Raw genomic sequence first — 356 nt, 5'->3', positions numbered from 1 at the left:
TGTGTTGCGCCACCGGCTCCCCAGTCAGCATGGCTTCGTCTACCCAGGCTTCGCCGCGCACGATGTCACCGTCTACCGGAACCCGGTCACCGGTGGTCAGCCGCAGCGCCATTCCGGGCTGTACCTCCGCCAGCGGCAGCGTGCGTTCGCCCTGATCGTCCACGACCCGTGCGGTGGGCGGGGTCAAGTCCAGCAGCCGCTCCAGCGCCTGGGAGGATCGCTGGCGCGCACGCTGTTCGAGGGCATGGCCGAGGTTAATCAGGCCGATGATCATCACGCTGGCTTCGTAATAGAGATGGCGCGCCTGCGGCGGGAAATGCTGCGGCCACAGGTTGACGATCATCGAGTAGATCCAG

General features: G+C 66.0%; 1 protein-coding gene. It reads right to left on the bottom strand.

The genetic code is table 11. From position 1 onward, the window contains the following. On the bottom strand, nucleotides 1–356 hold a 356-nt coding region (locus tag CYR55_RS23240; RefSeq protein ID WP_479415248.1), incomplete at both ends, for a P-type ATPase actuator domain-containing protein.

This window comes from Chimaeribacter californicus, assembly GCF_002858675.1.
Classification (GTDB): Bacteria; Pseudomonadota; Gammaproteobacteria; order Enterobacterales; family Enterobacteriaceae; genus Chimaeribacter; species Chimaeribacter californicus.
This window is presented reverse-complemented; position numbering and strand designations above follow the sequence as displayed.